Source organism: Nocardioides epinepheli, assembly GCF_037936805.1.
Classification (GTDB): Bacteria; Actinomycetota; Actinomycetes; order Propionibacteriales; family Nocardioidaceae; genus Nocardioides.
On record NZ_JBBMMC010000001.1, the window covers coordinates 565192 to 588553 of the forward strand.

The 23362-nt window shown below is 70.2% G+C and carries 24 protein-coding genes; 12 read left to right on the forward strand and 12 right to left on the reverse strand.

Translation table 11 applies throughout. The annotated features are described in order from the left end of the window. Positions 1-9: 9 nt before the first annotated feature. Entirely contained in the window at positions 10-1230 is a 1221-nt protein-coding gene (locus WMR31_RS02670; protein ID WP_340537221.1) for an HNH endonuclease signature motif containing protein, read from the reverse strand. Positions 1231-1848: 618 nt separating this feature from the next. On the opposite strand from WMR31_RS02670, the gene gmd reads away from it, so the two are divergent. From gmd to WMR31_RS02690, 4 genes are read left to right on the forward strand one after another with little or no spacing between them, the layout of a single operon-like run. Beyond that, a complete protein-coding gene (gmd, locus tag WMR31_RS02675; protein WP_340537222.1) occupies positions 1849-2829 on the forward strand; it encodes a GDP-mannose 4,6-dehydratase in 981 nt (326 codons plus the stop codon). A 4-nt stretch (positions 2830-2833) separates the two neighbouring features. Further along, positions 2834-3805, forward strand: coding sequence for a GDP-mannose 4,6-dehydratase (locus WMR31_RS02680; protein ID WP_340537223.1), 972 nt, complete (start codon positions 2834-2836; stop codon positions 3803-3805). A gap of 12 nt (positions 3806-3817) precedes the next feature. Further along, positions 3818-5293: an MFS transporter gene (locus WMR31_RS02685; protein ID WP_340537224.1), complete on the forward strand. Its 1476-nt coding sequence runs from the start codon at positions 3818-3820 to the stop codon at positions 5291-5293. Then, positions 5290-5913, forward strand: a complete 624-nt coding sequence (locus WMR31_RS02690) for a hypothetical protein (protein ID WP_340537225.1) — start codon at positions 5290-5292, stop codon at positions 5911-5913. The genes WMR31_RS02685 and WMR31_RS02690 overlap by 4 nt, the downstream gene beginning before the upstream one ends. Here WMR31_RS02690 and WMR31_RS02695 read toward each other — a convergent pair. Together WMR31_RS02695 and WMR31_RS02700 are read right to left on the reverse strand one after the other, a co-directional pair. Next, complete coding sequence (locus tag WMR31_RS02695) at positions 5910-6212, reverse strand: hypothetical protein (RefSeq protein ID WP_340537226.1); 303 nt, start codon at positions 6210-6212, stop codon at positions 5910-5912. The two genes, WMR31_RS02690 and WMR31_RS02695, sit on opposite strands and share 4 nt — an antisense overlap. Continuing rightward, positions 6209-7333, reverse strand: a complete 1125-nt coding sequence (locus WMR31_RS02700) for a hypothetical protein (RefSeq protein ID WP_340537227.1) — start codon at positions 7331-7333, stop codon at positions 6209-6211. Before WMR31_RS02700 ends, WMR31_RS02695 begins: the two co-directional genes overlap by 4 nt. A gap of 85 nt (positions 7334-7418) precedes the next feature. On the opposite strand from WMR31_RS02700, the gene rfbB reads away from it, so the two are divergent. Beyond that, the gene (gene rfbB, locus WMR31_RS02705) at positions 7419-8420 is read left to right on the forward strand and encodes a dTDP-glucose 4,6-dehydratase (protein WP_340537228.1); all 1002 of its coding nucleotides are present in this window, start codon (positions 7419-7421) and stop codon (positions 8418-8420) included. A gap of 19 nt (positions 8421-8439) precedes the next feature. Further along, a complete protein-coding gene (locus WMR31_RS02710; protein WP_340537229.1) occupies positions 8440-9837 on the forward strand; it encodes a sugar nucleotide-binding protein in 1398 nt (465 codons plus the stop codon). Here the strand turns inward: WMR31_RS02710 and WMR31_RS02715 are convergent. From WMR31_RS02715 to WMR31_RS02735, 5 genes are all read right to left on the reverse strand, one after another. Continuing rightward, positions 9810-10169 (reverse strand): phosphomannose isomerase type II C-terminal cupin domain, encoded by a 360-nt coding sequence (locus tag WMR31_RS02715; RefSeq protein ID WP_340537230.1) that lies wholly within the window; start codon positions 10167-10169, stop codon positions 9810-9812. The genes WMR31_RS02710 and WMR31_RS02715 overlap by 28 nt on opposite strands. Before the next feature lie 78 nt (positions 10170-10247). Further along, entirely contained in the window at positions 10248-10529 is a 282-nt protein-coding gene (locus WMR31_RS02720) for a DUF2516 family protein (RefSeq protein WP_340537231.1), read from the reverse strand. A 258-nt stretch (positions 10530-10787) separates the two neighbouring features. After that, complete coding sequence (locus WMR31_RS02725) at positions 10788-11492, reverse strand: hypothetical protein (RefSeq protein ID WP_340537232.1); 705 nt, start codon at positions 11490-11492, stop codon at positions 10788-10790. 3 nt (positions 11493-11495) lie between these two features. Beyond that, complete coding sequence (locus WMR31_RS02730; RefSeq protein ID WP_340537233.1) at positions 11496-11960, reverse strand: helix-turn-helix domain-containing protein; 465 nt, start codon at positions 11958-11960, stop codon at positions 11496-11498. 90 nt (positions 11961-12050) lie between these two features. Continuing rightward, the gene (locus WMR31_RS02735) at positions 12051-13013 is read right to left on the reverse strand and encodes an asparaginase (protein ID WP_340537234.1); all 963 of its coding nucleotides are present in this window, start codon (positions 13011-13013) and stop codon (positions 12051-12053) included. A 40-nt stretch (positions 13014-13053) separates the two neighbouring features. Between WMR31_RS02735 and cysC the strand changes: the two genes are divergently transcribed. The 5 genes from cysC (at position 13054) to WMR31_RS02760 (ending at position 17861) form a co-directional block, all read left to right on the forward strand. Beyond that, positions 13054-14265: an adenylyl-sulfate kinase gene (cysC, locus tag WMR31_RS02740; protein WP_340537235.1), complete on the forward strand. Its 1212-nt coding sequence runs from the start codon at positions 13054-13056 to the stop codon at positions 14263-14265. Next, positions 14265-15257 (forward strand): sulfite exporter TauE/SafE family protein, encoded by a 993-nt coding sequence (locus WMR31_RS02745; protein WP_340537236.1) that lies wholly within the window; start codon positions 14265-14267, stop codon positions 15255-15257. Before cysC ends, WMR31_RS02745 begins: the two co-directional genes overlap by 1 nt. A 30-nt stretch (positions 15258-15287) precedes the next feature. Next, the gene (locus WMR31_RS02750; protein WP_340537237.1) at positions 15288-15518 is read left to right on the forward strand and encodes a hypothetical protein; all 231 of its coding nucleotides are present in this window, start codon (positions 15288-15290) and stop codon (positions 15516-15518) included. Positions 15519-15663: 145 nt separating this feature from the next. After that, positions 15664-16578, forward strand: coding sequence for a sulfate adenylyltransferase subunit CysD (gene cysD, locus WMR31_RS02755; protein ID WP_340537238.1), 915 nt, complete (start codon positions 15664-15666; stop codon positions 16576-16578). Beyond that, positions 16578-17861: a sulfate adenylyltransferase subunit 1 gene (locus WMR31_RS02760; RefSeq protein ID WP_340537239.1), complete on the forward strand. Its 1284-nt coding sequence runs from the start codon at positions 16578-16580 to the stop codon at positions 17859-17861. Before cysD ends, WMR31_RS02760 begins: the two co-directional genes overlap by 1 nt. Before the next feature lie 150 nt (positions 17862-18011). Here WMR31_RS02760 and WMR31_RS02765 read toward each other — a convergent pair whose 3' ends face one another. From WMR31_RS02765 to WMR31_RS02775, 3 genes are all read right to left on the reverse strand, one after another. Then, the gene (locus WMR31_RS02765; protein ID WP_340537240.1) at positions 18012-18434 is read right to left on the reverse strand and encodes a Fur family transcriptional regulator; all 423 of its coding nucleotides are present in this window, start codon (positions 18432-18434) and stop codon (positions 18012-18014) included. Then, positions 18427-18921 carry a heme-binding beta-barrel domain-containing protein gene (locus WMR31_RS02770; RefSeq protein WP_340537241.1) on the reverse strand — a complete coding sequence of 165 codons (495 nt, stop codon included), beginning with the start codon at positions 18919-18921 and terminating at the stop codon, positions 18427-18429. The genes WMR31_RS02765 and WMR31_RS02770 overlap by 8 nt, the downstream gene beginning before the upstream one ends. A gap of 216 nt (positions 18922-19137) precedes the next feature. After that, entirely contained in the window at positions 19138-19992 is an 855-nt protein-coding gene (locus WMR31_RS02775) for a beta-keto acid cleavage family enzyme (RefSeq protein WP_340537242.1), read from the reverse strand. Positions 19993-20017: 25 nt separating this feature from the next. On the opposite strand from WMR31_RS02775, the gene dtd reads away from it, so the two are divergent. Further along, positions 20018-20443, forward strand: a complete 426-nt coding sequence (gene dtd / locus WMR31_RS02780) for a D-aminoacyl-tRNA deacylase (protein ID WP_340537243.1) — start codon at positions 20018-20020, stop codon at positions 20441-20443. 53 nt (positions 20444-20496) lie between these two features. On the opposite strand, the gene WMR31_RS02785 is transcribed toward dtd, so the two are convergent. After that, the gene (locus tag WMR31_RS02785; protein ID WP_340537244.1) at positions 20497-23214 is read right to left on the reverse strand and encodes a LuxR C-terminal-related transcriptional regulator; all 2718 of its coding nucleotides are present in this window, start codon (positions 23212-23214) and stop codon (positions 20497-20499) included. Positions 23215-23362: the final 148 nt, after the last annotated feature.

The following is a 23362-nucleotide window of genomic DNA, read 5'->3' on the forward strand; positions in this document are numbered from 1 at the left end:
GCGGGGTCGTCAGGGCTCGGCGAAGGCGAGTGCTGGGCTGAGTTGGGTGGTGCCGTGGTGGTCGCGGCGGTAGGTGTCGCCTGAGGGCGTGGCCCACAGATACGAGCCGGGGTGTTCGACGATGTAGCGCCAGGCTCCGTGGGTCTTCGCTCGGTGGTGCCGCCGGCAGAGTGGGGCGAGGTTGCAGGTGCAGGTCGCGCCGCCGCGGCGGTGGGGGCAGACGTGGTCGAGGTCGCACCGGATCGCTGACTTGTGGCAGTGCGGGAACACGCACGTCAGATCACGCATTTCGATCTGCCGGCGGAGCCGGTCGGGTGCTTCGTACGCTTCGACGTGGACAGCCTGATTGAGGTCGATCACGGGTCGGATGAATATCTTCGCCGCGTCGTTGACCCAGTCCTTGATGGTCTCGACGGTGACCGGAGACCTGCTGGTCTCGCACCGGCCGAAGTGGGGGCTGTCGGCGTGGACGTGCACCACGACCGACGCGCCGGCCAGGTCGAGGGCCTGGTCGCCGCGGGCCAACTCACCCAGCACGATCGACCGCCTCACATCCAGGGAGTCTTCGGATCCGGCCTCGGCGAGCCGCTTCGCGCCGGCGCGGAGCGCGGTCTCCAGGTCGTGGGCGTCGGGCGTTGAGAGGATCGCGTCGACCGGGACGTTGCCGTGGGGGTCGGCCAGGTGGAGGTCGACGAACACCCGCCGCCGGTCGGTCTTGGGTTCTGTGGCCTCATCGGGGGCGAAGCGGAGGACCGCCTCCTCGACCAGGCGGCGGATCTGGACCAACGAGATCTTGGTGACCGCCTGGGCGAGGCGCTGGTCGACGTAGGCCGCACCCTCGGGCGGGAGCGCGATGGTCGCCCGGGCGATGTGGCGGGCCTTCCACACCACCAACCGCCCGGCGGTGACCGCCGCCCACAGCCTGGGGAGCCGGTGCCGCAGTTCAAGGGCCTCACCGAGGTACTGACACCCGCTCTCCGACGACAGCCCCAAGGTGGCGCCGAGGTCGTAGGCCGCGAACTCATCGACCACCGGCGCACCCGGACCGGCCAGGTGGAGGGGGCACTCTCCGAACGACATCGGATCGGGCTGGTCGCCGATGGTGTGCTCCGAGGCCCAGGCCAGGACCGCGTGGAGCTTGGTGATCTCGGCTTCCCGCACGCCGGCCTCGGCGGCGCGGACCGCGGCGAGGGCCGGGTCGAGGTTGCGGGTGCGGGTGGTTGTGGGCATATCTGACTCTACCTCGGCCTGCGTTTATTCGCTAGTGCGTTCTAGTCGAACTGTGGACTGGTTCTCGGTGGTCCCGATGGGTGTGTCGGTTGCCGGGGTTTCGTCAGCGCTCGCTGGCGCTCGCTTGCTCAACCTCCGGCGGGACGGGCGATTCTTCGGAGGTTGAGCAAGCCGACGAGTGAGGAACGAACTCGTCGGCGCCGACGAAACCTCGCCACCGGCCTCGGAAACGCGAGCTGTGCGAGTCGGCGTACTCGGAGTGAGCAGGGGTGGCCGCGCAGGCGGCGGCGCGGGCGGAGCCCGTGCCGTTAGCGCGTCGACCAGCCGATCGAGCGAGGCTCGCGGTCAAGGACGGACGAAGTCCGCCACGCAGTGGCGCGAGCGCAGCGAGCGTCCTTGACGGCGAGACTCGATCGGCTACGCGCGCGGCCACCCCACCACCCCGTGTCAGCCGATCGACCGAGCGCAACACGAACCCGCCACAGTCGCGCATTCAGTCGCCGGGGTTTCGTCAGCGCTCGCTGGCGCTCGCTTGCTCAACCTCCGGCCGACCAGCCCGCGTCAGACGTTGAGCAGCCGGACCATTGAGCGACAGCCTCGCCCTGCAAGGATGCAGCCATGCCGAGCGCGCTCATCACCGGGATCACCGGGCAGGACGGGCTGTACCTGGCCGAGCTCCTGGTGGCCAAGGGCTACGACGTCCACGGCCTGATCCGTGGGCAGAACAACCCCAAGCGCGATCTCGTGCGCGAGCTGCTGCCCACCGTCACCCTGCACAACGGCGACCTCACCGACATGTCGAGCCTGATCCGGGCGCTGCGCGACTCCGACCCCGACGAGGTCTACAACCTCGGAGCCGTCTCGTTCGTGGCCTACTCGTGGGAGCAGGCGGCGTTGACGACGGACGTGACTGCCAAGGGTGTGCTGACGCTGCTGGAGTCGCTGCGACTGCACACCGGCGACGATCCGAGCCGGGTGCGCTTCTACCAGGCCTCGAGCTCGGAGATGTTCGGCAAGGTTCAGGAGTCGCCCCAGCACGAGCGGACACTGCTGTGGCCGCGCTCCCCGTACGGCGTCGCGAAGGTCTACGGGCACCACATGACGATCAACTATCGCGAGTCCTACGGGATGCACGCCTCCTCCGGGATCCTGTTCAACCACGAGTCCCCGCGCCGCGGACAGGAGTTCGTGACCCGCAAGATCAGCCGGGCGGTCGCACGCATCCACCTCGGCCTCCAGGACGAGCTCGTGCTCGGGAACCTCGACGCCGAGCGCGACTGGGGTTTCGCCGGCGACTACGTCGAGGCGATGTGGCTGATGCTCCAACAGCCCCACGCCGACGACTACGTGATCGCGACCGGTGAGACCCATTCGGTGCGGGAGTTCGTCCAGGCAGCGTTCGCGCACGTCGGCGTGGAGGATTGGCAGCCCTACGTCCAGCATGACGAGCGCTTCATCCGCCCCGCCGAGGTGGATCATCTCGTCGGCGACGCGTCCAAGGCACGCGAGCGTCTCGGCTGGAAGCCCAAGGTCGGGTTCACCGAGCTCGTCGCGATGATGGTCGAGGCCGACCTCGCGGCGGCCCGCTCGGGCTGGTGAGCCGATGACGTCGCGCTCCTTCATCACCGGCGCCGGCGGCCAGGACGGCGGCTACCTGGCCGAAGCGCTGGCGGCCCGCGGCGACGAGGTGCATGTGCTGGCGCTTCCCGGCGAGCCGCTGCCCGACGTCCCCGAGACCGCCCACGTGCACCGCGGCGACGTCACCGACGTCGAGGCGACCCGCCGCCTGATCCTCGACCTCGCCCCCGACCGAGTGTTCAACCTGGCCGCGTTGAGCTCGGTCGCCCAGTCATGGGCCGAGCCCGATCGCACCGCGCAGGTCAACGGCACCGCGGCGGTGGCGCTGCTCGAGTCGGCTCGGCTGCTCGGCGAGCGCGGCGCCGACGTCCGGTTCGTGCAGGCCTCGAGCGCCGAGATCTTCGGCCATCCGGACGCCTCGCCACAGGACGAGGCCACATCGGTCCGGCCCACCAATCCCTACGGCGCGGCGAAGGCGTACGCCCACCTGGCGGTCGGCGTCTATCGGGCTCGCGGCCTGCACGCCTCGAGCCTCGTGCTCTACAACCACGAGTCCCCTCGGCGCCCGGCCCAGTTCGTGACCCGCAAGGTCACCAGTACGGTCGCCGCGATCGCGAACGGGCGCGCCGACCGGCTCACTCTGGGCACCCTGGAGCCGCGCCGCGACTGGGGCTGGGCGCCCGACTACGTGACCGCCATGATCGCCGCCGCAGACGCGCCGCAAGCCGACGACTACGTGATCGCGACCGGGGTCGCCCACTCGATCCGCGATCTCGTGTCGACGGCGTTCGCGCGCGTCGGCATCGACGACTGGGAGCCGCTTGTCGAGCTCGACCCGGCACTCGCGCGCCCGAGCGACGCGCCGGAACTGGTCGGCGATGCCACCCGCGCACGCACCGCCCTCGGCTGGACGCCGACGGTCGACTTCGAGGAGATCGTGGCCCGCATGGTCGACGCCGACCTCGCGACCCTTCAGCGCTCCCGTGGCAGCACCTGACAGGATCGCGGCGTGCGTCGTGTCGTAGCCCCGCTGCTCGCGGTCACCGTCGCGCTCGTGCTCGCCGACTCGGCGGTGGTCACCCTCGCCCTGCCCGACATCCTGCAGCACCTGGACGCCTCGGTCACCGAGGTCGCCTGGGTCCTGATCTCCTTCAACCTGGTGCTCGGCGTCGCGGCGGTGCCGTCGGCGGCGCTGCTGCGCTGGATGAGCCCACGAGTGCTGGGCGCTGTCGGAATCGCGGCCTTCGCCGGCGCCTCGGCCTGGTGCGCGGCTGCGGGATCGATCGAGATCCTGATCCTCGCCCGGTGCATCCAGGCGCTCGGGGGCGCCCTGGCCCTGGTCGCCTGCCTCGAGCTCATGGTCGCCGTGTGGGGCAGGCAGCGCGGCGTCGCGATCTGGATCGGCGCCGGAGTCGTCGGGACGGCGTTCGGACCGGTCGCCGGCGGCCTGCTGACCCAGGCGATCTCCTGGCAGGCGATCTTCGTGGTGCAGGTGCCCTTCGCGGTGCTGGCCGTTCCCGCGGCGCTCGCGATCCGGATCCCGCGCACGCCTCCGCCTCCCGAACGGCACCGCCCCGCGCTCCTCCCGAACCTCACCTTGGCGCTGCTCTCCGCCGCCTTGACCGCCGCCCTCTTCCTGCTGGTGCTGCTCCTGGTCGAGGGGTGGCGCCACTCCCCCGCGACGGCGGCGGTGACCGTGTCGGTCGTCGCGATCGCGGCCCTGGTCTCGGCGCCGCTGGCGCGGCTGCTGGCACCGCCGGTGGAGGTCGAGGTCGCCACCGGCTGCCTGCTGGTGGCCGGCGGCCTTGCCGGTCTCGCGCTGCTTCCGTCGTCCCACCTCGGCTGGACGATCGCGCCGCAGGCCCTGGTCGGTCTCGGCCTCGGGCTCACCGTCGACCGCCTCACCGTGGTCGCGATGGAGATGCGGCTCCCGCGCCCCCGCCACGCCGCCTGGACCATCAGCGCGCGCCACCTCGGAGTCGTGCTCGGCCTGCTGATCCTCACCCCGGTGTTCACCCATGACCTGCAGGACGCCGAGGAGCCGGCCCAGGAGGCGATCACCTCGCTGGTCATCGACGCCCCCTTGAAGGCCGAGGACAAGATCGCGCTCGCGCGCCGGCTCAGCGACGAGCTCGAGGGCCAGCGCGGCCAGGTCCCCGACCTGCACCCGGCGTTCGAGAAGGTGAAGGTCGAGCCCCGGGAGAAGCCGGCCCTGGCCGACCTCGAGGCAGCGCTGACCCTCCAGCTCGAGCGGGCCGCCACCCACGCCTTCCGCGACTCCTTCCTGATCGGTGGCGGTCTGGCGCTGCTCGCGCTTCTCACCGTGCTCATCCCGCGGCGCCGTACGCGAGCAGCGATGCCCCCGCCGCCGCACGGCCCGCCGTCCCCCGCGCCGCCACCTCAGCCGCCGACGGTCGTTCCGGCACCGCCTCCACCGCACGTCGCACCACCGACGGTGATCACGCCACCGGAGCAGGCGCCATGAACGAGACCGCGAGCCTCCGGCTGCGCGCCGTCACGATGGTGGTCCTCGCCCTCGCTCTGGTCGGCGGCGTCCTCGGCGTCCAGATCGCGCACGGCGGCGGCACCTTCGAGCCCCTCAAGGTCGCCGACCCCTGCGTCGAGCGCGAGGTCACCAGCCGGGCCGACGGCATCGAAGGGCTCACCGAGCGACTGGTGCTGCTCGGCATCGACGGCGCCGCCTGCCGGCTCGGCGTGAGCCGGGAGGCCCTCACCCTCGAGCTCGGACAGGGTGGGGCCCGCTCCGACGCCGAGATCGACGCGCTGCGCGAGGGACTCAAGGAGGGGGTGCGGCAGATGGCCGATGACGGCACCCTGCCGCCGGCGTCCGAGCTCGTCGACGAGGCACTCGACTCCGCCGACCTGAACGGCTTCTTGGAGGCCGCGATCCGCGCGCTGCCGGACTCGGTGATCGACTCGGCGTTGAAGACCGACGACGTGCTCATCCGCGCGATCGACGACCTCGACCTGCGCGACCTGCTGCGCAACCTGAACAGCACCGACGAGCTGAACTCTCAGATCGAGGCCGCCGTCACCGAGGCGGTGAAGGAATCCCTCCTCGACCGGCTGCGCAACCTGGTCTAGCCAGTGGGGGCGTCGGGGTCGAGGAGGAGGACGCCGTTCGCGTCCTCTCGCAGATCGGGATCGTGCGCGAGCTCGTAGGCGAGGCGGGCGTGCAGCCACTCCGGGGTGGCGCCGTGCACGGCCAGGTCGGACTTGAGCTGCCCGGCATCTGCGCGCATCGCCGCGGCGAACGCGGGGTGCGTCATCAACGCCCGCCGATCGATCCGGCCTTCACGGTAGTCCCACACCGCCGCATGCAGCGACGGATCGTTGTGGCGGGCGAGAAGCTCGCGGAGTCGATCGGTCTCCTCGGGGGTCACTTGCCGGGTCCGTTCACGTCGGGTGCGTCGTAGCCGGCCTCCGGGAAGCCGAGATCGTGGATGCTGGCCACCAGGCTGGAGAACACACCAAGGAGCTCCTGGACCAGGATCAACAGTGCGTCGACCCGCGTGACCACCTTGCCCACGGCCCCGACGATCTTCTTCAACCGCTCGGCCTGGCGCCACGGGAGGACGGTGTCCTTGACGAAGTCGTCGAACGACTGCCCCCACGGAAGGATCTCGATGAGGTCCTGGACGGTGTCGAGCAACAGGTCCATGGCTTGGTACATGGCCTGGAGCCGGAAGCGGATGCCGGTGGTCAGCAGATAGATCGCGTACTCGTGGTCGTCGGCCTTGCCGCCGACCTTCTCCATCCAGGCCGCCGTCGCGGAGGCCGCCTTCCCAGACCAGTTCGGCGCGCCGCCGTACTCCGCGTTGCCCTGGTAGAAGGGCGGGCCGCCCGGCGGCTCTACCCAGTTGCCGGTGAACTTGGCCGGCACCCCACGGACGTCGGCGGAGACCTTGGTCCAGAACGCCGAGAGGTTGTCGAGGGCACCGATGACCTTGCCGAGCTTCTCCCAGTCGCCCTTGAGCTTCTCCCGGAAGATACGGAGGGGGTCGACGATCCCGGCCGCGGTCGTCCAGCCGCTGATCGAGTCCAGGCCCACGATGTACTCGACGTTCTCGGAGAACTGGAGCAGCTGATCGAAGCCCTCGAAGCCGTTCACCTCGGCGGTCACGAAGGAGTAGTCGTGCACCCACACACTCGGATCACCGCCCATGTAGACCGGCGCCGGCCCTGAGTCGGTGTCCATGACGGCGTCGATCTTCGCCGCCTGCGCCGCATCCACGGACTGGTAGTCGTCGGCCATCTTCGTCAGGGCCAGGCCCGCGTTGCTGAATGCGGTGAACGCCGTCCCGCGGGTGCCGTAGTCGTCGAGGAGCTCGACGCGCAGGTCGTCGTTGGCGACCCGGGCGATCTCGTTCAGGAAGGTGCCGCCGGTGTCGACGTGCACGTTGTTCTCCACGCAGGTGCGCGCCATGCCGACCGCGAGGGCCAGCCGGTGCATGTCCAGGCCGGCGCCTCGCACCACTTCAGGATCGACGGAGAAGCCACTCACGCACAGTCGATTCCCCACGACGGCCGCCGGGGAACCCGGGACCGTCGTCGTCGAGTCGATGCCACCGGTCATCTAGGGTGGCCCGGTGCAGCGCATCCTCGTGACCGGCGGTGCCGGGTTCATCGGCTCCAACTTCGTCCACCACCTTGTCGACCACACCGACGCGGCCGTGACCGTCCTCGACAAGCTCACCTACGCGGCATCCCGCGAGTCGATCGAGGGTCTGCCGTCCGAGCGGGTCTCGCTCGTGGTCGGCGACGTCGCCGACCAGCCGCTGGTCGAACGCCTCGCCGGCGAGCACGACGCGATCGTGCACTTCGCCGCCGAGTCGCACAACGACAACTCGCTGAGCGAGCCCGGCCCGTTCATCCAGACCAACATCGTCGGCACCTTCTGTGTGCTGGAGGCGGCCCGCAAGCACGGCACCCGGCTCCACCACATCTCCACCGACGAGGTCTACGGCGACCTCGAGCTCGACGACCCCGCGCGGTTCACCGAGGCCACGCCGTACAACCCGAGCAGCCCCTACTCCGCAGCCAAGGCCGGGTCCGACCACCTGGTGCGCGCCTGGGTGCGCAGCTTCGGCGTCCAGGCCACGCTGAGCAACTGCTCGAACAACTACGGCCCCTGGCAGCACATCGAGAAGTTCATCCCGCGCCAGATCACCAACGTGCTCGACGGCGGCCGCCCCAAGGTCTACGGCGCCGGCACGAACGTGCGCGACTGGATCCACGCCGCCGACCACTCCTCGGCGGTCCTCACGATCCTCGAGCGCGGCTCGATCGGCGAGACCTACCTGATCGGCGCCGACGGGGAGAAGAACAACCTCGAGGTCGTCTCGATGATCCTCGAGCACCTCGGCCGTCCGGCCGACGACTACGACCTGGTCGCCGACCGCGCCGGTCACGACCTGCGCTACGCCATCGACTCCACCAAGCTGCGCACCGAGCTGGGCTGGACGCCGTCCTACTCCGACTTCGGCGCCGGCCTGGCGGACACCATCGAGTGGTACCGCGAGCACGAGGACTGGTGGCGCCCCCACAAGGACGCCACCGAGGCGGCCTACGCCGCCAAGGGCCAGGCATGAGCACCCCAAAGGGCACCCCGTGAGCGGGACCGACCTCGCCGTCGAGACCACCCCCATCCCGGGTCTGCTCGTCGTCCGGCTGCCCGTGCACGCCGACGCTCGCGGCTGGTTCAAGGAGGGGTGGCAGCGCGCGAAGATGACCGCTCTCGGCCTCCCCGACTTCGGACCGGTGCAGCAGAACGTCTCGTTCAACACCCGCCGCGGCGCGACCCGTGGCATCCACACCGAGCCGTGGGACAAGTTCGTGTCGGTCGCCACCGGACGCGCGTTCGGGGCGTGGGTCGACATGCGCGAGGGCCCCGCCTTCGGCACCGTGTTCACCATCGAGCTCGACCCGTCGGTGGCGGTGTTCGTCCCGCGCGGCGTCGGCAACAGCTACCAGACCCTCGAGGACGGCGTCGCCTACAGCTACCTGGTCAACGACCACTGGCGTGCCGGTGAGTCCTACCCGGCGCTGGACCTCGCCGATCCGGACGCCGCGATCGACTGGCCGATCCCGCTGGCCGAGGCCGAGATCTCCGAGAAGGACAGGCACAATCCGCGGCTGGCCGAGGTCACCCCCATGGAGCCGTTGCGCACGCTCGTGCTCGGCGCCGGCGGCCAGCTCGGCCGGGCGCTCGTGGCTGCGATCCCCGGCGCCGTCGGGGTCACCCGGGCCGACCTCGACATCGCCGACGCCGCAGCCGTCGAGGCCTGGCCGTGGCACGAGTACGACGTCGTCGTCAACGCAGCCGCCTACACCGCCGTCGATGCGGCCGAGACGCCCGAGGGGCGCGCCGAGGCCTGGCGGGTGAACGCGGTGGCGCCGGCCACCTTGGCCCGGGTCGCCAACGAGCACCGCCTCCTGCTGGTGCACTACTCCACCGACTACGTCTTCGACGGCCACCTCGCCCACCACGTCGAGGACGAGCCACTGGCCCCGCTCGGCGTCTACGGCCAGTCGAAGGCCGCCGGCGAGCTGGCCGTGGCCTGCGCGGAGCGGCACTACCTCCTGCGCACGTCGTGGGTGATCGGCGAGGGCCACAACTTCGTCCGCACGATGCAGCGCCTGGCCGGCGACGGCGTCTCGCCGGCCGTGGTCGACGACCAGTTCGGCCGCCTCACCTTCACCGACGAGCTCGTCCGCGCGACCCTTCACCTCATCGACTCCGGCGCCGGCTACGGCACCTATCACGTGAGCAACGGCGGCGATCCGATGTCCTGGGCCGACGTCGCACGCCGCGTCTTCGAGCTCAGCGGGCGCTCGGCCTCCGATGTCGGCTCCACGACCACCGCCGAGTACGGCGCCGGCAGGTCGCTCGCGCCGAGACCCCGGCACAGTGAGTTCGACCTGACCCGGATCCGGGCCACCGGCTTCGAGCCGGAGGACGCCTCGGCAGCGTTGGAGCGCTACTGCGGGACGGCGTCGCGCCCGTAGTCGTCGTGGAGGCGACAGATGTCGTCCTCCTCGCAGTAGGCGCCGAGCTGCACCTCGATGAGGACCAGCAGCTCCTCGCCGTCGTTGGCGATCCGGTGGGCCTGACCGATGTCGACGCGCACCGACTCACCGGGACGCACCACGAGCGTGGAGCCGTCGATGACGCACGTGGCGCGGCCCGAGACGACGGTCCAGTGCTCGGCTCGGTGGGCGTGGGTCTGGTAGCTGAGCCGATGCTCGGGATGCACCGTGATCCGCTTGACCTTGTAACCGGGGCCTTCGTCGAGCACGGCCCAGGCACCCCAAGGACGCGTGACGTGGTCGCCGCTCACAGGCTCTCCGATTCCGTTGCCGGTTCTCTTGCAGGGTGAAACTGGTGAGTAACCTACTCTAGACCCTGCCCCCAGGCCTCAGCGCCGACGCAGGCTCGCCAGGGCGGGCCGGACGTCGGCGAGGTAGACCAGCGCGGCGATCAGCAGGGCCAGGTTGATCAGCGTCAGCCCGATCGGCACGAAGTACAGCAGCACGCCGATGCCGAGGATCGTGTTCCAGGCGGTCTTGGTGAGCTTGTTGGCGGCGTCATAGGCCTCGGCGGGGTACAGCAGCGAGTTGACGAAGCTGAACACCGCGATCGCAAGGCAGGCGAGCGAGACCACCGCCATCACATCGGCCTGGATCTGGAACACGTTCATGGTGCGGGACAGCCTAGATCACGGCCCCCCGGCACTGCCCCCGCTCGACGCTGACCCGTCAGCTATAGCGGACGGGTCAGCGCAAGATCGACGGTGACCCGTCAGCTATGGCTGACGGGTCAGCGCAAGGAGGGAGAGAAATGGGCCGAGCCCCGCAGCTCATACCTGCGGGGCTCGGTGGGGGTGGCCGGCGGGCCGGCCGACCTGACGGGCAGGCCTCCACTTTCAGAACAGTGAGAGCTGCCCGTCGTCGTCTCTTCAGGCCGACGGCGCCTGGGTGCTGCTGCCGGCGCTGGAGCCGGTGTTGCTCGAGGTGTTGCTCGAGGTGCTGGCCGAGGTGCTGGCCGACGCGGACGAGGCGGGGGCAGCGGTCTTCTTGGCAGCGGGCTTCGCGGCCGGCTTCTTCGCCGCGGCCTTCTTGGCCGGCGCGGTCTTCTTCGCGGCGGGCTTGGAGGCCTTCTTCGCAGCCGGCTTGGTCTTCACGGCGGGCTTGCGCGGGGCGGGCTTGGTCGCGGTCTCGGTCTTGGCGGCCGGGATGGTGGTGTTGACCTTCACCTCGACGGTCGCGCTGGAGGGCAGCTTGGTGCCGCGGACGACGGCCTCGCCGCGCTTGGCGAGGTCACCGTAGGCGTCGCCCAGGACGGTCTGGACCTTGGCGGGGAACGCCTTGGCCTCGGCCTGGAGCTCGGCGACGCGAGCCTCGATCTGGGCACGACGGGCGGCGGCACGCTCCTGGGCGGTGGCACGCAGCTTGTCGGCGTCGAAGTCGGAGGCGCCCTTCTGCACGTCGGTGACGAGGGTCTCGACGTCCTTCTGGTATCCGGCCAGCTTCTTCTGCACGTCGGCGACGTACTCCTTGACGGTCGCGACGGCGAGGTCGCCGGCACCGACGTAGGCGTACAGCGGGGTGCGGACGGCGGCGGGGATCTCGAGGGACTTGAAGTCGATCTTGGTCTTGGCCATGATTCAGCGCTCCTTCTTCTCTGTCTTGCTCTTCTTGGTGGTCTTGTCGGTCTTGCTGGACTTCGGCGTCTCGCCGGCGGCGTCCTGGCCGACGGTGTCGCGTTCAGCGGCGTTGAGCGCGAGGAACGACGAGTAGACGTCGAGCAGGGACTGCTTCTGCCGCTCGGTGAGGCCGACGTCGCCGAGGACGGCGAGCTCGACCGACGAGACAGCTCCGTCGCCGGGACCGGGCCCGACGATTCCGGCGCGCAGGTAGAGCTGCTCGGCGGAGATGCGCAGCGCCTTGGCCAACTGCTGGAGGACGTCGGCCGACGGCTTGCGCAGGCCGCGCTCGATCTGGCTCAGGTAGGGGTTGGACACCCCGGCCTGCTGGGCGAGCTGGCGCAGTGAGAGCCGCGAGGCGACCCGCTGCTCCTTGAGGTACTCGCCGAGCGACTCGACGGCCTCTCCCACCTTGCTCTTCGCCATGCCTCCACAGTGCTAGCAACAGCTAGCAAAATGCAAACTCTGCAAGCGTGGGACTGGTCACACGACGCCGGCGCGGCGCAGCGGACCGGCTCAGAACACCGCCCGGATCTCCCCCACCCGCACTCCGCCGCCCAGCAGCGGCAGCTCCCCGGTCGCGTCCACCGCGGAGGAGTCGATGCCGGATCGCCGCAGCGCGGCGGCCATCAGCACCGGCCGCACCCGCGGGGCCCCGTCGTCGGTCTTGAGCGCGAACGCCCGGCCGTCGGGGAGGGCGACGGCGTAGCACGACTCCGCGCCGGCCTTCCCGATGACTCCGGGCAGCGCCCGCAGCAGCGCCAGCTCGTCGCGATGGGTACCGGAGACGAACTCGGGGTAGGCCCGGATCGCGTCGGCGATGCGGCGCGCGGGCCCCTCCTCGGCCACGGCGAGCGCGCGGAACGCACGCGCCAGCCCGGTCAACGACGTCGACAGCAGCGGGGCGCCGCACCCGTCGACCGCCACGACCGCGACCGGCTCTCCGGTGACCTCGGCGAACGTCTCGGCGATCGCGACCTGGAGGGGGTGGGTGGGCTCGAGGTAGGTGGCGGTGTCCCAGCCACGGAGCACGCAGGTGGCGAGCATCGCCGCGTGCTTGCCCGAGCAGTTCATCGAGATCGAGTCGCGTTCGCGCCCGGCCCGCAGGGCGCCCTCGCGCGCGACGTCGTCGAGGGGGAAGTCGGCAGGCGTCTGGAGGTCGGCCTCGGTGAGCCCAGCGCCGGCGAGGATCCGCCGGACGCCGTCGAGGTGGAAGTCCTCCCCGGAGTGCGACGCGCACGCCAGGGCGAGGAGGTCGTCGGGAAGGTCGAGCCCCAGACGCACCATCGCCAGCGCCTGGATCGGCTTGTTGCACGAGCGCGGCAGGATCGGCACGTCGACCGCACCGATCGCCCACTCCACCGCGCCGTCGGGAGCAAGCGCGACCACCGACCCGTAGTGGTGCCCCTCCACGAACCCGGAGCGGACGATCTCCGCGACGACGGGAGCGCCCGACTGGTCCAACTTCATAGTGCCCATGAAGTCAGGTTATCGACGCGAGTTTGGCATGATCTGGTCCGTGTCGAGCCCCCAACACTGTCCGACCGCGCGCGAGCTCGACGACCTCGAGCTGATCGCGTCCGGCGCCGCCCCCGTGAGCGCCTTCGGGACGCCGGACAGCCCGCTGACCCTCACGCTGCCGGACGATCTGGTCGCCGAGCCGACCGTCGAGCTGGTCGACCCCGAGGGCCTGCCCCTCGCGCGGGCGCACCTCGAGGCCGACGGCTCGCGCCGCGTCGAACCGCTGACTCACGCCGAGTACGGCCCGTTCCGGCGCCTCTACCTGCGCCCCGACGACGTCCGCGCCCGCTACGCCGGCCGCACGTTCGTCCCGGTGACCGGCCCGGTCACCGACGTCCAGTTCGACCAGCTGCAGACCCTCGGGCCGCTCGTCCTGCTCGCGCTGGTCGGTCACGGCACTCCCGAGCTGTCCGCGCCCGCGCTCCTGCGGGCCACCCTGCGGGTGGCCGACCTGCTGCCGGACGCCGCGGTGGTCGCCGTCCCGCTCGCCACCCACGACGACGCCGAGGCCGACCACCGGCTCGGCTTCGAGGTCGCCGGTGCCTATGCCGGCGACGACCCGGTCGTCGGGCTGACCGACGCCGGCGAGCCACTCCCCCAGCTCGACGACATCATCGACGCCGACCTGCCCGAGCCCGAGCGTCAGGGCCTGGTGCTCTTCTTCACCGGCCTGTCCGGCAGCGGCAAGTCGACCCTCGCCCGTGCGCTGATCGACCGGCTCCTCGAGCACGGCGGACGCAGCGTCACCAGCCTCGACGGCGACGTCGTGCGCCGCAACCTGTCGGCCGGACTCACGTTCAGCAAAGCCGACCGGGAGACCAACATCCGCCGGATCGGCTGGGTGGCCGCCGAGATCAGCCGGCACGGAGGCGTCGCGGTGGTCAGCCCGATCGCGCCCTTCGCCGAGACCCGCGCCCAGGTGCGCGAGATGGTCGAGGACGCCGGCGGCGCCTTCTTCCTGGTCCACGTGGCCACCCCGCTGGAGGAGTGCGAGCGACGCGACCGCAAGGGCCTGTACGCGAAGGCGCGCCGCGGTGAGATCCCGGAGTTCACCGGCATCTCCTCCCCTTACGAGGAGCCCGAAGACGCCGACGTCCGGGTCGACACGACCGGTCGCAGCATCGATGATGCCCTCGGCGACGTCATCGCCGCACTCGCGGAGGCCGGATACCTCGACCTGACCACCCCTGTCTCGGAGGAGCAACGCTGATGGACCTCTTCACCGCCACGGCACTCGGCATCCTCGCCGCCGGCTTCTTCGTCGGCATCGTGGTCGGCCTGACCGGCATGGGCGGCGGGGCGCTGATGACGCCGGCGCTGCTGTTCTTGGCCCCCCACCAGTCGGCTGCGGCCGTCGTCGCGGCCGACCTCACCGCCGCCGCGGTCTACAAGACCGGCGGCGCGTTGGTCCACTCCAAGGAGGGCTCGCCCAACCTCCAGCTCGCGAAGTGGCTGATCCTCGGCTCGGTCCCGATGGCCCTCCTCGGTCCGTATGCGATCAAGACCTTCACCGACCCCGAGAACCTCGACCAGACCCTGAAGTTCGCGATCGGCATCGCCCTGCTGCTCGCGGCCGCCACCTACGCGCTGCGGCTCTACATCAACCTGCGCCGCGTTCGCTCCGGGGGCTACCTGGGGGATGAGAACCCGCGGATCCGGCCGGTGCCGACGTTCCTGGTGGGCGCGCTCGGCGGCCTCCTCGTCGGCATCACCAGCGTCGGATCCGGCTCGGTCATCATGGTCGCGCTGCTCATGCTCTATCCGGGGCTCTCGGCGGTGAAGCTCGTGGGCACCGACCTGGTCCAGGCCGTCCCGCTGGTGCTGGCCGCGGCCATCTCGAACATCGCCATCCACGGTCTCGACTGGGAGCTGCTGATCCCGCTGCTCATCGGCTCGATCCCGGGCACGATCCTCGGCAGCCGACTGGCACCTCGGGTCCCGCAGTCGTTCATCCGGCGGGCGATCGTCGTGGTGCTCACCATGTCGGGCGTCGCCCTGCTGGGCAAGGCCGGCTGGGAGCCGTTCGGCAAGGACGGTGCGCCGTACTTCATCGCCGCCACCGGTGTCGCCATGATCGTCCTGGTGCCGCTGGTGTGGGGGGTCCTGCGCAAGGGCCAGGGCCTGCCGATGTTCGGCGCGCCCTACGTCGCGGACCTGGAGGGCACCAGCGAGGCAGACCGCAAGGCCTCGCCGTCCCACTGAGCGGCCGCATCGGCAGCAGGTGGGCACCCGATGACTCCCGGACGCCGAGGATCGCCGACGAACCGGCTCCTGATCGTCCTGGTCATGGTCGTGCTGACCCTGCTCTCGCTCATCCTGCTCAAGGGCGACGGACCCGGCTCGGGCGAGATGCTGATCGCCTTCACCCAGGAGAACGGCGTCAACTCCCGCGACCTGCCGATCCTCGGGCTGTGGCTCACCGGCATGGTCGCGTGCGGCGTCCTGCTCTGGCGGGAGCGCTGACCCGTCCACTGCTCAGGCACCACGCCGAAGTATGGTGACAGGATCGACATACTCGTCGTGTTCGTGCCGATCCGGGCGCGCGGCTACGATGCTGGCTGCTGTACGTACCGAACGCGCTGTCCTTCGAGAGGGCCCCATCTCACCTATGACCACCACGCATGCCGACTACCGGTTGAGCCAGCTGGATCAGCTGGAGGCGGAGTCGATCCACATCTTCCGCGAGGTCGCCTCGGAGTTCGAGAAGCCGGTCTTGATGTTCTCTGGCGGCAAGGACTCCATCGTGATGCTCCGCCTGGCCGAGAAGGCGTTCTATCCGGCGAAGATCCCGTTCCCGATCATGCAGATCGACAACGGCCTGGACTTCCCCGAGGTCATGGAGACCCGGGACAACTGGGTGAACCGGCTCGGCGTGAAGCTGGTCGTGGCCTCGATCGACGACGCGATCGCGCGGGGGATCGTGGTCGACGACGGGAAGACCTCCCGCAACCGGCTGCAGACCCCGACGCTGTTGAACGCGATCGAGGAGAACGGCTTCACCGCGGCGTTCGGTGGCGGCCGGCGCGATGAGGAGAAGGCCCGCGCCAAGGAGCGCGTCTACTCCCACCGCGACGAGTTCGGCCAGTGGGACCCGAAGAACCAGCGCCCCGAGCTGTGGAGCCTGTACAACGGGCGGCTGCATGCCGGGGAGCACATGCGGATCTTCCCGATCTCGAACTGGACCGAGCTGGACGTGTGGGACTACATCCGTCGCGAGGACATCGAGATCCCCAGCATCTACTTCGCCCACCAGCGCCGCGTGTTCGAGCGCGACGGGATGCTGATGAGCGAGACCCCGCTCAACCCGCTGCGGTCCGGAGAGACCGTCGAGGAGCGCACCGTCCGGTTCCGCACCTGTGGCGACATGACCCTCACCGGCTGCGTGGAGTCCTCCGCGGCCACGCTGGACGACATCATCGAGGAGATCTCGGTGGCCCGGCTCACCGAGCGGGGCGCCACCCGTGGTGACGACCGGTTCTCCGAGGCCGCCATGGAAGACCGCAAGAAGGAAGGCTACTTCTGATGGCCACCACCACTGGCCCTGCTGAGGGGCAGATGGATCTGCTGCGTTTCGCGACGGCCGGGTCGGTCGACGACGGGAAGTCGACGCTGATCGGCCGGCTGCTGTACGACAGCAAGTCGATCTTCGCCGACCAGCTCGACGCGGTGGAGAAGACCTCCGAGGCCCGCGGCGACGACTACGTCGACCTCTCCCTGCTCACCGACGGGCTGCGCTCCGAGCGCGAGCAGGGCATCACCATCGACGTCGCCTACCGGTACTTCGCGACCCCGAACCGCAAGTTCATCATCGCCGACACCCCCGGGCACGTGCAGTACACCCGCAACATGGTCACCGGCGCCTCCACCGCCGACCTGGGCCTGGTGCTGGTCGATGCCCGTCAGGGCCTGACCGAGCAGTCGCGACGCCACGCCGTCCTCCTCTCGCTGCTGCGGGTGCCGCACCTGGTGCTCGCGGTGAACAAGATGGACCTCGTCGACTACTCCCAGGAGGTCTACGAGAAGATCCACGCCGAGTTCACCCAGTTCGCCACCAAGCTCAACATCCCCGACCTGGAGGTCATCCCGATCTCCGCGCTGGTCGGGGACAACGTGGTCAACCGGTCCGAGAACATGACCTGGTACTCCGGCCCGACCCTGATGCACCACCTCGAGCACGTCCACGTCGCCTCCGACCGCGACCTGGTCGACGTGCGATTCCCCGTTCAGTACGTCGTGCGACCCAAGTCCGACGAGCACCACGACTACCGCGGCTACGGCGGCCAGGTCGCCGGCGGCGTCCTCAAGCCGGGCGACGAGGTCGTGGTCCTCCCCTCCGGCATGACCTCGGTCATCGAGGGCATCGACCTGTTCGACGAGGAGGTCGCCGAGGCGTTCCCGCCGATGTCGGTCACCGTCCGCCTCGCCGACGACGTCGACGTCTCCCGCGGCGACATGATCGCCCGCGTCAAGAACGCGCCCACGCCGTCCCAGGACATCGACGCGATGGTCTGCTGGATGACCACCACCCCGCTCAAGCCGCGGCAGAAGCTGGCCATCAAGCACACCACCCGCACCGCCCGCGCGCTGGTCAAGGACATCCAGTACCGCCTCGACGTCAACACCCTGCACCGCGACCAGGACACCAAGGAGCTCGGCGTCAACGAGATCGGCCGCGTCCAGCTGCGTACCACCGTCCCACTGCTGTGCGACCCCTACTCGCAGAACCGCACCACCGGCTCGTTCATCCTCATCGACGAGGCCACCGGCGTCACCGTCGGCGCCGGCATGATCAACTCCGGCAGCTGACCCACCGGACATCGCCGAAGGGCGGGCCGCACCACCAGGTGCGACCCGCCCTTCGTCGTCTCCAACGGAACCCTCACCGCCAACGTCCCCCGAGGAGGGTCAGGAGGTTTCGTCTGCGCTGTCGGGCTCGTTCCTCGCCCTCCAGCTTGCTCAACCTCCGTCGGACTCCCGGCACTCGGCGCACAGCCCGAACACCGTGAGGTGTCCGACGTCGGCGACGAAGCCGAGCTCGTTCTCCAGTCGCCGGGTGAGCAGTCCGGCGGTATCGACGTCGACGGAGATCACCGTGGCGCAGCTGCGGCACTTGAGGTGGAAGTGCTCGTGGTCGCCGACCGCGTGGTAGGTCGGCGCGCGGTCGGTGAGGTGGGTGTGGCGGATCAGGCCAAGATCCTCCAGCACGTCCAGGGTGCGGTAGACCGTGGACGCATTGACCGACGACGCCCGCTGCTGCACGTGGGCGAGGACCTCGTCGGGGGTCGCGTGGTCGAGCTCCTCGATCGCCTCGAGGATCAGCTCGCGCTGCGGGGTGAGTCGATAGCCGCGGGCCCGGAGGTCCGCGCGCCAGTCAGACACGCTGCAGTCTCGCCCACAGGTGCGGCTGCAGCTCCTGACCCTCGGCCTCCATGTCGTAGGCGTAGAGCAGGTCGCCCTCGACGTTCCCGTAGAGCCGAACGCCGGAGACGATCTCCTTGGCCGTCTCGGTGTAGCCGACGCCCGCCGTCCGGAGCTCGATCTTGCCGTCCTGGGCGGCGCCGTACCAGATCTCGCTGACGCCGATGTTGTGCGCCAGCACCAGCTCCAGCTTGCCCTCGGGGAGGCAGCGCAGGAAGCCGGCCTCCTGGGCGCCCTGGCGCAGGGTCTCGCCGTTCTCGTCGATCACCCACGAGCGGGCGAAGTAGTAGAAGAACGGACGACCGTCCTGCTGGAAGACGATCTCCTGCTTGTACTCGTAGGCGTCGATGGTCGGGTAGTCACCGCGGCCGTTTCCGTTCCACGTGCCGAGCAGCCACGCCACGGGGCCACAGTCGGGGTGCAGGTTCTCCGGGATCTGGAAGGGCATGGGCGCCAGTCTAGTGTTCGGTCGACCTTGCCCTGAAAGGACGAATGGCTCCGCGCGGGCGCTCCGGCCCGGATAATCAACCCCGGTAGTCGAGCGACGCGGCACGATGCGCTCGCCCAGCGGGTCCACGACCAGGCGTTCGGGACCCGCGTGCAGCCCGACACCGTCCAGGCGCTCGGGTGGGACCCCGCGACCGGCGAGGTCACCGACCCGTAGTCACGACCGTGGTCGGGTTCCGAGCAGCACGCGGGCCTCGTCCGGCGTCATCGGACGGCGCTGGGCCAGCTCGCCCATCGCCACGGCCCGCTCGACGAGCTGGCTGTTGCGCTCCACCGGGACGCCGCGGGCCAGGGTGAGCACGTCCTCCATGCCGACGCGCAGGTGGCCGCCCTTGCTGAGCGCGGCCAGGCCGACGGCGAGCGTGGTGCGGCCGATGCCGGTGGCGCCCCAGGAGGTGACGGCGTCCGGGAGTGCGGCGACCGCGGCGACGAGGGCGTCGGCGGTGCCGGGCATGCCACCGGGCACGCCCATCACGAAGTCGACGTGCACGCGACCGCCGTACGGCAGGCCGTGGGTCTTGAGCAGCCGGTGCAGGGCGGCCACGTGGCCGAGGTCGAACAGCTCGAACTCGGGCACGACCTCGCGCTCCTGGCTGAGCTGGTAGAGGTCGCTGATGAACGGCCACGGGTTCAAGAACACGTCGTCGCCGAAGTTGGTGGTGCCCATCGTCAGGCTGCACGAGTCGGGCGCGGCGTCGAGCACCTTGAGACGGTTCTCGAGCGGGTCGTGCACCGACCCACCAGTGGAGAGCTGGACGACGAGCCCGGTGTTCTCGCGCAGCGCCGCGACCGTGTCGGCCAGGCGGGCGGGCTCGAGGGTGGGCTGGTGCTCGTCGTCGCGGATGTGGACGTGCACCATGGCCGCGCCGGCGGCCTCGCACTCCTGGGCGGCGGCCACTAGCTCGTCGAGGGTGGTCGGGAGCTGGGGGCAGTCTGCCTTGCTCGTCTCGGCCCCGGTGGGGGCGACGGTGATGAGCAGGGCCTCGGGCGGCACGGTGGGTCGATCGGACATGCCCGCATGGTGTCAGACTTCGCACGTGCGAGCGGTCATCCAGCGGGTCGAGCAGGCCAGCGTCACCGTCGACGGCGACGTCGTCGGCTCGATCGAGGAGCCTGGGCTGCTGGTGTACCTCGGGATCACTCACACCGACGGGTCCGCCGAGGTCGAGTGGATGGCCCGCAAGACCTGGGGGCTGCGGATCCTTCGCGAGGAGCGGTCGGCCTCCGACGTCGGCGCGCCGGTGCTGGTGGTCAGCCAGTTCACTCTCTACGGCGACGCCCGGAAGGGCCGGCGCCCCACGTGGGAGGCAGCCGCACCCGGCCAGGTCAGCGAGCCGCTCTACGAGTCGTTCTGCGCCGAGCTCGAGGGGCTCGGCGCAACCGTGGCTCGCGGCGTCTTCGGCGCGGAAATGCGTGTCTCGTCGGTCAACGACGGCCCGTTCACCGTCGTCCTCGAGCGCTAAGCCTGGATCCAGGCCAAGCGTGATCGACCCGCGAATCGCCCGGTCCCGGCACCTCAGATCAGGTTCCGCGTCCGGGCGACCGCCAGCGCATCACTGCGGCGAGACACCGAGAGCTTGAGATAGATGCTCGACACGTGGGTCTTGACGGTGTTCTCCGAGACGAAGAGCGCGGCCGCGACGTCGGCATAGGTCGCCCCGCGAGCGAGTTCGTTGAGGACCGCGCGTTCGCGGGGACTCAGCGAGATCGACTGGCCGCTGGATCGAGCCTGTTCCCGCTCACGCGGCGTCGCCGTCGTCGCGGCGAAGTGCGCCACCGCACCGGCCTGACCTGCGACCGAGGCAAGTATCTCCTTCAGCCATGGGGTCGAGCAGCGGGCATCGAGTCGGTCCAGCAGCGATTCGACGGTCGCTCCATGGCGGCTCCACCCGTAGAACGGCGTCGCATTGCGACGCACGTCGGTGATCGTCACCGCCTCCTTGAGGCTCGCCAAGGCATCGGGCTCCTCGCCCAACGCGTCCAAGAGCTGCGCGACGCACACCAACGCCATGGCGCGAATCGGAGGTTGTGGGTGGCTCGGCCTCTCCGCCGCCTTGCGGAACGCCGCCACCGCTGCGCGTGGGTCCCCCCTCAGGTCCGCACGCAACCCGTCCACGAAAGCCTCCGCCGCAGCCGCACCGATCGTGCCGAGGCTCTCCGAAAGCTGGCGCAGCGTCAGGTCCTCATAAGAGAGGTTCGCATAGACGGCGCGCTCCACGGCCAGAGCGACGGTGAGATGGGCGGGAAGGGCCTCTGCCACCGGGAGCTTGAGCGGCATGTCGAGAATCCGCTCGGCCTCGACCACCGAGCCTCTCACCATGGCGATCCGGGCCTCGCGCATCCGCACCCAGTAGCGGGTGCACAGATCCGCGGGGTGGACCTCGACTCCTTCGTCCGGACCGCCAGCGAGGAGACGCTGCATTCGCATGACCCGATGCGGAAGGTCCATCATGCCCGCCAAGGCGAGTGCCAGCTCCGCCCGCGCGATGGCGAATCGCTCCAGTGGCGTCGTCCCCGAAGCCAACAACGCGATCGTCTCGTCGGCGGCCCTGCGGCAGATGTGCTCGCGGCCTTGCATGTACTCGGTGAAGGCCAGGTGAGACTTCGCGGATGCCGCGAACGCCACCAGACCCCGGCTGTGGAAGAGTCCGATCGCCATGGTGAGGTTCACCTCGGCGCGGGACAGGTCACCGAGCCAGTTCTGACAGATGCCGAGCTCGGTGAGCAGCACAGGAATGGTCGCGCCGCTCCCCGCGAACGGACTCACTGCGACCCCGACGCCGATTGGTGGCGGCCCCTGCGCCTGGGCCACCACGCGGATCGCGTTCGCCACCGCATCGGCGATCGGCTCCAGGCCCAGCCGGGCACGCATCATGCGAGCGCAGGCCACCTCGGTCTCCGGTAGGGGATCCGGCCCGAAGGCGGTCATCAGCACCTGGTCGAGCCAGTGCCGACTGGCAACGACGTCGCCGGCGAACCAGCGCTCGCAGGCGACCGCGAACCACGCCTGCGGATGGGCCGCGATCGAGCCGGGGAAGCGGCGGACGAACTCGGCGATCCGGAACCCGCCGTCGCGGCCGACGATCTCGATGCCCTCGGTCGCGAGAAGCTCTGCCGCCGCGTTCGGCTCGGCGACCGAGATCAGCCGGTCGAAGGAACGGGAGGTGTCGCCTCGCGCGATGTCGATCCGGACTGCCCGGGCCACGGTGGATCGCGCCCGGGCGACGTCGACCCCGCCGACCGCGATCCGGCGGCGGATCACGTCGGCCAGAAGCGGGTGGATGCGATAGCGCGCGTCGTCCGGATCGAGTCCATCGGTGTCCGGATCGGACAGCCGGGTCACCAACAACCCGCTCGTCTCCAGCGCTCCGAGGATGTCGCCGGCTGCCGCGTCGTGCGTGAGGTGCTTGGCGGTCGAGGCGCTGACGACCTCCTCGGTACCTACACAGAGCAGCAGGTGACGCTCGCGCGGCGCCAGGGAGCCGAAGACCTCGTCTGCCATCTGGTCGCCGGGGTGCGCGCTGTCGCGCCTGAATCGTTCGGCTGTGGCTCGCGGGTCGGGCTGCGCCGCGATTGCCCGAGCCGTCAACACCAGGACCGCCGCCCACCCCTGGGCGTGGGAGACGATCGAGCGCACCACGTCCGGGTCCGTGGTCTGCGCGTGGGACGCGACCAGCGTCGCGGCCTCCTCGCCGGACATGCGGAGCAGCGAACCGTGCAGCATGGTGAAGTGGCCGAGCATCTCGGGCACCAACCGAGTCAACGGTAGGTCCCATTGGGAGATCAGAAGCAGGCGGATCGTCTCCGGAGCGGTGCGCAGTCGCTCATCGATCAACTCGACGGCGCTGCACGGGAGTCGGTGGGCGTCGTCGATCACCACCAGATCGGGCACGCCGGCGTCCTCGCCGTCGGGGTCGGCCTTACCGGCCGCGCGATCGAGCAGGTCCGCGATCCGAGGTGCCGACCACGAGGCGTCGCCCTCCACCCAGTGCACGGGTCCGGCGCTGCCGCGTCGAGCCGCCGTGCGCACCCAGCCGGCGACTCCCAGCGTCTTGCCGGCACCGGGCGGCGCCACCAGGAGGGTGACGGCCCCGGCGGTCGCACGATCGATCTTCTGCCACAGGCCGACGCGGGCCAGATAGGTACGAGGCAGCCGCGGCACGTTCGGTGGTGCGTTGTGGGGTTCGCCTCCTGCCGCGCTACCAGCGCCGGCGAAGGTGCTTGGGGGACGCATCAACTCTTCTCCACCCTGGATCTGGGTGGCTCCAGAAGCTCGAGCGGTCCCCCACGCCGTCTCGTGAGTCCTGGGGCCGAACTGGCGGATGCGATGGCACTCCGGTCACCGCACTTGGGCGCGAACCCCGGAGTCGCACTCCGATGAT